This is a genomic window from Brachyspira pilosicoli, from assembly GCF_036997485.1.
Classification (GTDB): Bacteria; Spirochaetota; Brachyspiria; order Brachyspirales; family Brachyspiraceae; genus Brachyspira; species Brachyspira pilosicoli_C.
Genome location: NZ_JAWLPU010000001.1, coordinates 1,181,107 through 1,191,964, shown reverse-complemented (window position 1 = coordinate 1,191,964; position 10,858 = coordinate 1,181,107). Strand labels below are relative to the sequence as shown.

The 10,858-nt window shown below is 27.8% G+C and carries 7 protein-coding genes; 4 read left to right on the top strand and 3 right to left on the bottom strand.

What is annotated here, in order from left to right; genetic code table 11:
• The 3 genes from R4I97_RS05345 to R4I97_RS05335 all read right to left on the bottom strand — a co-directional run.
• Positions 1-4,069 (bottom strand): hypothetical protein (locus R4I97_RS05345; RefSeq protein ID WP_335784043.1); only part of this gene is annotated, 4,069 nt, incomplete at its 3' end.
• A gap of 2 nt (positions 4,070-4,071) precedes the next feature.
• Positions 4,072-4,386: an SLBB domain-containing protein gene (locus R4I97_RS05340; protein WP_335784042.1), complete on the bottom strand. Its 315-nt coding sequence runs from the start codon at positions 4,384-4,386 to the stop codon at positions 4,072-4,074.
• 74 nt (positions 4,387-4,460) lie between these two features.
• The gene (locus R4I97_RS05335) at positions 4,461-5,990 is read right to left on the bottom strand and encodes a DUF4026 domain-containing protein (protein WP_335784041.1); all 1,530 of its coding nucleotides are present in this window, start codon (positions 5,988-5,990) and stop codon (positions 4,461-4,463) included.
• Between the two features lie 169 nt (positions 5,991-6,159).
• Here R4I97_RS05335 and R4I97_RS05330 point away from each other — a divergent pair, with 169 nt between their 5' ends.
• The 4 genes from R4I97_RS05330 (at position 6,160) to nusA (ending at position 10,848) form a co-directional block, all read left to right on the top strand.
• On the top strand, positions 6,160-7,623 hold the full coding sequence (locus R4I97_RS05330) for an ATP-binding protein (RefSeq protein WP_335784040.1): 1,464 nt from the start codon (positions 6,160-6,162) through the stop codon (positions 7,621-7,623).
• A gap of 74 nt (positions 7,624-7,697) precedes the next feature.
• Positions 7,698-8,636 (top strand): thioredoxin-disulfide reductase, encoded by a 939-nt coding sequence (trxB, locus tag R4I97_RS05325; RefSeq protein WP_219709005.1) that lies wholly within the window; start codon positions 7,698-7,700, stop codon positions 8,634-8,636.
• Positions 8,637-8,786: 150 nt separating this feature from the next.
• Positions 8,787-9,332, top strand: coding sequence for a ribosome assembly cofactor RimP (locus R4I97_RS05320; protein WP_335784039.1), 546 nt, complete (start codon positions 8,787-8,789; stop codon positions 9,330-9,332).
• Between the two features lie 28 nt (positions 9,333-9,360).
• On the top strand, positions 9,361-10,848 hold the full coding sequence (gene nusA, locus R4I97_RS05315) for a transcription termination factor NusA (RefSeq protein ID WP_335784038.1): 1,488 nt from the start codon (positions 9,361-9,363) through the stop codon (positions 10,846-10,848).
• The last annotated feature ends 10 nt before the right edge of the window (positions 10,849-10,858 follow it).

Sequence of the window (10,858 nt, the reverse complement as noted above, 5' to 3'; positions counted from 1 at the left end):
TTATAGTATTATCATCTATAACTGTTTCTTCTTCTTCGACACCTATTATAGTATTATCATCTATAACTGTTTCTTCTTCTTCTGCTCCTATTAAAGCATTATCATCTATAACTGTTTCTTCTTCTTCTGCTCCTATTAAAGCATTATCATCTATAACTGTCTCTTCTTCTTCGACACCTATTAGAGTATTATCATCTATAATTGTTTCTTCTTCTGCTGCTCCTATTAAAGCATTATCATCTATAACTGTTTCTTCTTCTGCTGCTCCTATTAAAGCATTATCATCTATAACTGTTTCTTCTTCTGCTGCTCCTATTAAAGCATTATTATCTGCTATTACCTCATCTGCTTCATCATTTTCTATCAAAGTATCACCGTTTATACTTTCTTCTATATCTTCAGCTTTTTTTTTAGTTAGTTTTTCGTTTTTTTTTTCCTCTTCTTCCCTTACATATTCCGCATTCATTTGCTTTAATTTAGCCAAAAAGTCATTACTATCTTCTTGCTCTACTTTCTTATTCTCTTCTTCTTTTCCATATTCTTCATTCATTTGTTTTAATTTAGCTAAAAAATCATTATTATCTTCTTCTTTTTTAATTTGTTCTTCTTCTGCTGCTTTATTTTCTTCTTCTTTTTTATATTCCTCGTTTGTCTGTTTTAATTTAGTTAAAAAATCGCTACTACCCTCTTCTTTGTTTTGTTCTTTTTTCTTATCCTCTTCTTCTTTTCTATATTCTTCATTCATCTGTTTTAATTTAGCTAAAAAATAGTTACTCTCTTCTTCTTTATTCTGTTCTTTTTTCTTATCCTCTTCTTCTTTTCTATATTCTTCATTCATTTGTTTTAATTTAGCTAAAAAATCGTTACTCTCTTCTTCTTTGTTTTCTATTTTATTTTCTTCTATTATCTCATTTTGAACTTCTTTTTCTGCTAATTCTTCTACTGCATTATTATTTGCTTCTTCTTTTTCAATATATGCACTAGATGAATCATTAATTAATATTTCTTCTTCTGTAGAATTGGCAGAATCAAGAGAATCATCAGAACCTATATTTTCTATATAAGCCTTATACATTAATTCTTCTTCATCTGTTAAATCATCAGTTTTCTCTTCAGACGAATCTTTCTCTATGTAATTTTTATACATATTTATTTCTTCTTCTGTAAGTTCATTAACATCTTCTTTATCAGTATCTTCCAAGTTAGCAACATTTTCTGAAATATTATTATATTCTTTGCCTTCTATATAGCTTTTATACATATCTATTTCTTCATTAGAAAGATCATTATCATCTAATTCATTATTTTCTATATAGTCTTTATACATACTTACTTCTTCATCTGTTAATTCATATACTTCATTGCTATCTTCATTTGATATCTGATTATTATATATATTATTTTCTTCATTAGATAATTCATCTATTTCTAATTCTTCTATATCTTTTTTTATTTTATTCATATCCATATACTCTTTATTATTATTTTGTATATATTTATATTCAATATTTTCATCTTTAGTTATTAAATCAAGCTCATTTCCAGATAATTCTATAATATCATCTTGATTACTATTCTCATTAATATAATTTGATTCATCTATATAATCTACATCATCAATATCAGGCACATCAATGTTATGAATATTTTCTCCGATTGTATTATTTGAAGTATTGTCTTCAGTACTTTCATTATTTTCATTAATATATTTTTTTTCTTCAACTATTTCTACTACGCTGCTATCATCATTTTCTAAAACATTGCTTTCTGCATATTCAAGATTCTCTATTTCTGATAAACCTTGAGACACTATATCAGCTATATTGCTATTTTCAATATCATCAATTTCTTCTACACTTTCAACTAAATTATCTAACTCTTTCAGCTCATCAATTAATTCATTATCTATTTCATTATTTGTGAAAGAATCACCAATATTCTCTTCTATATTTTCTAAATTATTATTATCTTCAGAAATTCCAGTACTTTCTGATTCCAAATAATTATCTAAAATATTATTTATCTCATCATTAACTGTAGTTTCAAAAGTATTATTCTCTTCAATGATATTTGTATCATTTATTATATTTTCATCAGTGCAATTCTCTTCATCAATAACTTCTACTACACTATCACCATTTTCTAAAACATTATTTTCTGCATATTCAAGATTCTCTATTTCAGACAATCCCTGTGATACTATATTAGCTATATCATCATTATTGTCTATATTTTCTATCTCTTCTACGCTCTCAACTAAATTATCTAATTGCTCTAATTCCTCAATTACTTCATCGTTTATATTAGAATCATCAATATTATCTTCACTCTCTGCGTTATCTAAATTGATTTCATTTTCTGATTCCAAATAATTATTTAAAATATTATTTATATCATCATTAACTGTAGTTTCAAAAGTATTATTCTCTTCAATGATATTTGTGTCATTTATTATATTTTCATCAGTGCAATTCTCTTCATCAATAACTTCTACTACACTATCATCATTTTCTAAAACATTATTTTCTGCATATTCAAGATTCTCTATTTCAGACAATCCCTGTGATACTATATTAGCTATATCATCATTATTGTCTATATTTTCTATCTCTTCTACACTCTCAACTAAATTATCTAATTGCTCTAATTCCTCAATTACTTCATCGTTTATATCAGAATCATCAATATTCTCTTCACTCTCTGCGTTATCTAAATTGATTTCATTTTCTGATTCCAAATAATTATCTAAAATACTATTTATCTCATCATTAATTGTAGTTTCAAAAGTACTATCACTTTCAGTAATACTATCATCATTAACTATGATATCATTATTTTCTTCAACACTTTCTATTATATTATTTTCTAAATTATCATTAGTTTCAGAGCTTTCAGATTCTAAATAATTATCTAAAGCATTATTAATTTCATCATTAACTGTAGTTTCAAAAGTACTATCACTTTCAGTAATATTATTATCATTAACTACGATATCATTATTTTCTTCAACGCTTTCTATTATATTATTTTCTAAATTATCATTAGTTTCAGAGCTTTCAGATTCTAAATAATTATCTAAAGTATTATTAATTTCATCATTAACTGTAGTTTCAAAAGTACTATCATTTTCAGTAATATTATCATCATTAACTACAATATCATTATTTTCTTCAACGCTTTCTACATTATTTTCTAAATTATCATTAGTTTCAGAGCTTTCATCTATATTAATAGCTTCTTTATTATTGATAGTATCATCTGTGATATTATCTGATACATCTTCTATACTGGACGCACTATTTGCAAAAAAACTCTCTAAATTAAAATCTTCAACATCACTTATAGCATTCAAATCATCTTCAGATATTCCAATACTGCTTTCTATTTCATTATATGCTCTATTTTCTTCTTCAGTATATGCCTCTACAATTTCACTGTTAATATCATTATATGATGTATCATTCTCAGTATTTTCATCAATATTAATAAGCTCTTCATTATTTATAGGCTCTTCTACAATAATATCATTTGATGCATCTTCTGTGTTAGTAGATGTGTTATTAGCAAAGAAACTCTCTAAATTAAAATCTTCAACATCGCTTATGGCATTCAAATCATCTTCAGATATTCCAATATTGCTTTCTATTTCATTATATGCTCTATTTTCTTCTTCAGTATATGCCTCTACAGTTTCACTATCATTTATTTCATTATTTTGAAAATGACTCTCTAAATTAAAATCATTAACATCACTTATAGCATTTAATTCATCTTCAGATATTCCAATACTACTCTCTATTTCATTATATATTTTATTTTCTTCTTCAGTATATGCTTCTACAGTTGTTTCTTGATTATTATTTTCTGTTGCTATATTTTCATCTGCAGTAGATGTTATACTATCATCTATTATAGAGCTATGTATAGTTGGAGATTCACTGCCTATAGATACAGTTGGGAAATTGTTTTCATTAATTTCAATGTTTTTATCTACAAGAGAATCTATATCATATTCATCAAGAGAGATATCATTATCATCATCAAAAATATTTGAATTATTTAATTTCAATTTTATCTCCCTTCAGTATTTTTTTTAATGCTATAATACTTAGTTGGTATATTTATAGTTATATCATTTGTAATCGGCATATTGTAATCTAATCCTTCAGGCAAATATCCTCTTTCTGTGATTCCTCCAGCTATTTCAATTAATTTAGCAAAAGAAGAACCATATTCACAAAAATACACACCTGCATGCCTTACAGCGCCTTTTATAGTTATTTTTATATATGTTTTATTATTAGTATTATTATAAAAAGTATTAATCATAATACCAAATAAAAAAACCAATAAAATAAAAGATAGACAAATAATTTTTTCTTTCATTTCTTATCTATAAAAAACTATTATATGCTATTAATGATATCATTATTTCTATATAAGGTCAAGAAATTATAAATTTAATCTTCAAATAATAAATATATATTTTTAGAGTCATAATGTACAGATTTATAGTATATTATCCAATCTGTAAGATTTTCTATGCTATGCATTCCTCTGTCTCCTTCATGCATATTCAAATCTTTATAAGGCTCATTTATTAATGTAGCATCAAAATACCCGTCATCAGTAAAATCATGAACCTCAAACCATAAATGCTCCAAATCATTAGGGTCTTCATCTTCTTTTGTATAACCTAATTTTACTAAAAACGAAGTATCCTCATCTTTCTTTTTCTTTGTTAATAACTCTATAAAGTATTCAATCTTATCAAAAGCAGCTTCTCTCATTATAGCAGTTTCAAAATTGCTAAGCATAAAAATAGGATTATCTGTAAGTTTATCTTTATAGTAGTCCATAGTATGATAATTTCCTTTTTCATCTACTGCCACTAATACGCCGGAAGGAGTGTTATGTATATTATCATTTCTGTCTTTATAGCTTCCAGAAAAATCTTTATCAATATTAAGTTTTTCTAAAGCCTCTTGCCAAGGAAGCCAGCAAACACTAACGCCATAAGCAGGAGTAAATTTAAATCCTTTTTCAGGGACTCCTCTCTCTATAAATAGTTTTGCTACGGTGTTTAATAATTCTCCATAGTAGGCATTAGAATCCTCTACTCCAACTATTTCTAATTCTATCACACCAGCTCTGTATAATCCATGCGTATGAAACCAATATTCTACTTTGCTTGGGTCTTTATCATCATCATATATAGCATGAATAGTGTAAAGATAGTCTAGTGAAGGTAAAAGCTGGAATGTTGCAGTGTATGCAAGCCAATCTCCAGAACGTGCAGTAGAACAAGACATATCTAAAAATAATGAAGCATCTGCTACTATGCTGTTTAATAATTGTAATTGTCTTTGATAATCAGTAAGCGGATAATTTTGAAATACTGTTGATATATGTATGGCATAATTTACTTCTAATGCTTCTTTATAATTTTCTTCTTTTATTGTATTAACTGAGAATATTTCAGGTACATTTTCTGTTATAGTTTTTGCATCTATTAATGCAATGTAGAAGGTTAGTTCATCATTTTGTTTTATGTTATCATCATTATGACTGCCGCAAGAGCATTGATGGTCTTCACTGTGTTTATGAGAACAAGAACATTGATGGTCTTCCTCATGGTGATGTACGCATGAGCATTGATGGTCTTCTTCATGATTATGTGAGCATTCATGTACTTCGCAAGAGCAATCGCTATCGCATTCATCATCACACTCTTCACACTCGTCATCATATTCTTCTATATATTCTGCTTTTAATATTACTTCCCATTTCGAGTTTTCTCTTATATAATTCTCTTTTTCTACTTCTTTAAATTCTGTAACTATAAAGCTGTTTTCTTCTGCCAAAATTTCTTTAAGCTCATCTATAGTTACATTGTGGTCATATTCTTTAGAAAATACTGCTGCCATCCAAGATTCTAATCTATGTTCTTTGTTTGAAAATACATTGTATAGTTTTTCATTATAATCCATACTTTATTAACCTCTTAAAAATAATTAATATATGATAAAATAAAAAATATTTTTTTGCAATTTATGAAAATATTATTATTTTTATTTTTTCTTTACAGGTTGATATTATAATTATATTATGTTATTATAGTATGATGATTAAGAAAAAAATAGGTACTATGGATATGGCATGAAAATAATATCTGGAAGATTTATCTCGAAATCTGAATTACGTAATAAGATACTTAAAGATGTGCTATTAGTATTTCTGTTTTTATCTGTAGCAGGCTTTGTATATTTTCAAATGCGTAGTCCTGTGCCTGTAAAGTTTCTTTTTAAATCACTTTTTCAAGATGTAAAAAACAGCGTAGTAGAGGAATATTCTAAAATATATTATCCAACCTACTATTTTTCTATGCAGATGACGCCTATATTTGATATAATCAATCAGGCTCCTGACGTTTATAAGGTTTTAATAACTAATTTCTTTCCAAAGCATACTTTTATAGAAAAAGCAGCTATGCAATTTGGAGACAGTTATATGTCCATTACCAAATCAGGTAATGGTTATAAGGTTCAAGGTACTATTGCCACGAATAATATGCAAAAATACTCCGCAATACCAATGGAGCAGCTTAGTATAGACTCATTTTATGTTAAAGATGGTAAGCCTTATATACATTTAATTTATATTGCAAGTGAGAATGTTGCTTTCGAATATATTTCTCAGTTTAATGTAAAGTTTGATAATTTAGATATAAAAAATATGAATAATATATATGCTTATTTGGTTACTGGAAACAGCAGAATAATTTTCCCAGTATCTTTATCTAATACCAATGAAAACCCTATGGATTTTGTTGAAATAGCAAATATGCTTAATTATGAGTTTCAAAAGAATGAAAGCGAAGATATAGCTAAAGTAATTTATAATAATAAGCATTATTGGGGATATAAGGGTAATTTTAGTGTATCAGAAAATAAAGTTGAAATAGGCATTATAATACCAGAGAAGTCTTTGATAAACAAAATACAAATACCTATAATACTTTTCTTTGTTATATTTGTAGTTCTTACAATAGGTCTGATAGTAATGTTCTCTGCTCATTATGTAAAGATAATAGAAGATTTGAGAAACAATCATATGAATATTAAAAATATTATTAAAGAAGGTGAAAGTACAAATATAGAGTTTAAGTCTACTTTAAGATACGACAGCAATACAGAAAAAATAAATAAGTCTTTAGAAGAAGTGATAATGAAGTCTATTGCGGCATTTGCTAATACTGAAGGCGGAAGGCTATTTATAGGAATTACTAATGACGGAGAAATTATAGGGCTTGACCATGATTATTCTACTTTAAAACAGCCTAATAAAGATTTCTTTGAGCTTCATCTTAGAACTTTGGTTGAAACATACTATGGCAATGCTTTTTCTGCTGAAAATATTAGGATAGATTTTGTTGAAGAAGAAGGAAAAGATATATGTATTGTTTATATAAGTAAGAGCAGAGAGCCTGTATACAGTAAAATTACTAATAAACAGGGCCTTAAAGAGGAAAAATTCTTTATTAGAGTTGGAAATTCATCTCGGGAAATAGCAAACACAAGCGAGATAATAGCCTATATTAATAAGCATTTCAAAAAGTTATAATACTATAACAAAATGTTTGACTAATTTAAAAAATACGATATAATAATTATTACTAATAAAAAAGGAGTTCTATTATGTCAAATAATATATATGATTCTATTGTTATAGGCGGAGGTCCTGCCGGTCTTTCAGCTTTGCTTTATTTGGGAAGAGCTTTAACTAATTCTTTACTTATAGAGAAGAAAGGTATTGGCGGACAGATGATGAGTACTGATACTGTTGAAAATTATTTAGGTTTTCCAGAGGAGATGACTTCTTTTGAACTTGTTGATAGAATGCAAAGGCATGCTGAAAAATTTTCTAAAAACCCTATAGTTTATGATGAGGTAACAAAGATAGAAAATATTAAAGATAAAGTAAAAACAATACATACTGCAGATGGAAAAACTTATCAAACTAAAACAATAATACTTGCTATGGGCGGATTTTCTAAGAAATTAGGCACTAAAGGCGAAGCAGATTTTGCTGGAAAAGGTGTTTCATACTGTGCTACTTGTGATGGTGCTTTTTACAGAAACAAAACTGTTGCTGTAGTTGGAGGCGGAAACAGTGCTTTTGATGAGGCTTATTTCCTTACTAGATTTGTTAATAAAATATATTTGGTTCATAGAAGAAAAGAGTTTAGAGCTGATGCTATCAATATAGAACATTTAACTAATACTGGCAAAGTAGAATATGTATTAGACAGTGTGATAGATGAGATTTGCGGAGACGGAAAGGTTACTAATATAAAAATCAAAAATGTATTAGATAATTCTATACATGAACAAGCTGTAGATGGGGTGTTTGTGTTTGTTGGTCAAGAGCCTGCTACAAGTATATTAAAAGATACTGGTATTGCTATGAAAGAAAGCGGACACATTATAGTTGATATGTCTACTATGGCTACTAATATAGATGGAGTTTTTGCTTGCGGAGATTCTGTATTTAAGCCTGTAAGACAAGTTGCTAATGCTGTTGGTGAGGGTGCAGTGGCAGCTGTAAGAGTTACTGAGTATTTATCTCATCTTTAATTTTTAAAAATTGCTTGACAAAAATATTTATTGATATAGAATTAATTTTATAATCAATAGGACTTTAATAAAAGAGTGTTGGTTTATCTCCCAAAAGGGAAAAACTGACCCTCTTTTTTTGTTAACAATTAATAATAGTAGTATGGTATTATGAGCGAAAAAAACAACAGAAGACCTCAAAGGCAAAAAGAATACGGCAGAGATGCTAAAAAGAAAAAAGTTAAACCTGTTAAAAAAGATGAAGTTAAAGTAATAGACCAAGAGTTGCTTTTTGAGAATGCTAAAAAGCTAATAGAAAAGCATAATATTTATTTATTGGATTTAAAAGTACTTGCTGTTAAGGATAATAAAAAAGTTTATGCTGTTATATTTAAGAAAAAAGAGAGTGTTTCACATAATCATTGTATTGAAGCTACAAGAGTAATTCAAGAAGTGATAAAAAATAATGGTTATGATGAGGGTGATTATACTATTACTGTATCTTCTGCTGGGTTTAGATGGAAATTTGATGATAATTATGAGCTTTTTGAGGATATGCCTATAAAGATTAAATACAAGATAGATGATGACAATTATATTACTACTACGGCTATATTAAAAGAAGCTAAAGATGATTATATTATTATAACAAATGATGATAACATTGATATAAAGATATTAAAATCTAATATTATAAAAACTAGATTAAATTGCTAGTAAAAAACAAAAATGGAGAATTAAAACTATGTTTGAAAATGTTGGTACTTATTTACAAATGCTATCTGAGGAAAAAGATATAAGTATTGATTTGCTTAAAGAGGTTGTAGAATCTGTTATGATTTTGGCTTTAAAAAAGAAATATGGAGATAATGTAAACTTCCATATTAATTTTGATAATAATAATAACCCTACAGTATATAGAGGAGTTAATGTTGTTGAAGAGGTAAAAGACGACAGAAAAGAGATATCTTTAGAAGAGGCTAAAAAACTTGATAGTGATATTAATTTAGGCGATGAGGTTTTAATATTAGTTGATCATGTTGGCGATTTTGGAAGAATAGAGAGTACTGCTGCGAAAACTACTTTCTTTCAAAAGATTTCTGAGCTTGAAAAAAATATTATATATAATGAATTCAAAAGAAGAGAAAATCAATTAGTAAATGGGTATTTCCAAAGAGAAAACAGAGGCAATATATATGTGAATTTAGGTAAGACTGAGGGTGTTTTACTAAAAAAAGACTTATCTCCAAGAGAGCATTATGCTGCAGGTGACAGAATAAGAGCATACATATACAAGGTAGAAAATGACAGGTCAGGACACCCTACCATATATTTAACAAGAACTAAAGCTGATTTTATTAAAAAATTATTCGAATTAGAGATTCCAGAGATTGCTGACGGCACTATAGAGATAAAGAATGTTGTAAGACAGCCTGGATTAAAAATAAAAATAGCAGTAGTATCAAATAAGCCTGAAGTTGATCCAATAGGAGCTTGTATTGGACAGAAGGGTATGAGGATACAAGCTATTATAAAAGAAATTGAAGGCGAGAAGATTGATGTTGTAAAATGGTCTAAAGACATTAGAGAGTATATTTCAGAGGCCATTGCTCCTGCTAAACCTACCAGAATAATTATTACAGACCCTGACAAAAAAGAAGCTATGATTATTATACCTGATGATCAATTATCTCTTGCTTTGGGAAGAAGCGGATATAATGTAAGATTGGCTTCTCAGCTTACTGGTTATACTTTTGACCTTAAAACAGAAACTGATATTAAAGAAAATCCTGAACTATTAAAAGATATAGTTCCTTTGAATCAAATATTTGCTGAAAATGTTGAAGAAAATGCAGAAAATGAAGAGGTTATAACTAATACTGAAGATACTCAAGAGGCGGTGGTAAGCAACTTATATTCATTAACTGATATAGATAAAGATGTTATAAAAACTCTTATTGATGGAGGTATTAATTCTATAGAAGAGCTTTATGGAATGAATGCTAAAGATATTATAGAAAAAACTAATCTCGATGAAGAAACTGTTAATAATATAATAAATGTGCTTAAAGAAGTTGTAAGTGTTGTAGAAGAGACTGATGAAAATTATGAAGGAATAGCTGAAGAGGTTGTTGAGGAAATAGAAGTTTATGAATGTCCTAACTGCGGCTCTAGCATTACTGAAGATATGACTAAGTGTCCTAAATGCGGCATTGAGCTTTCTTTTGAATAATGGAGCATAT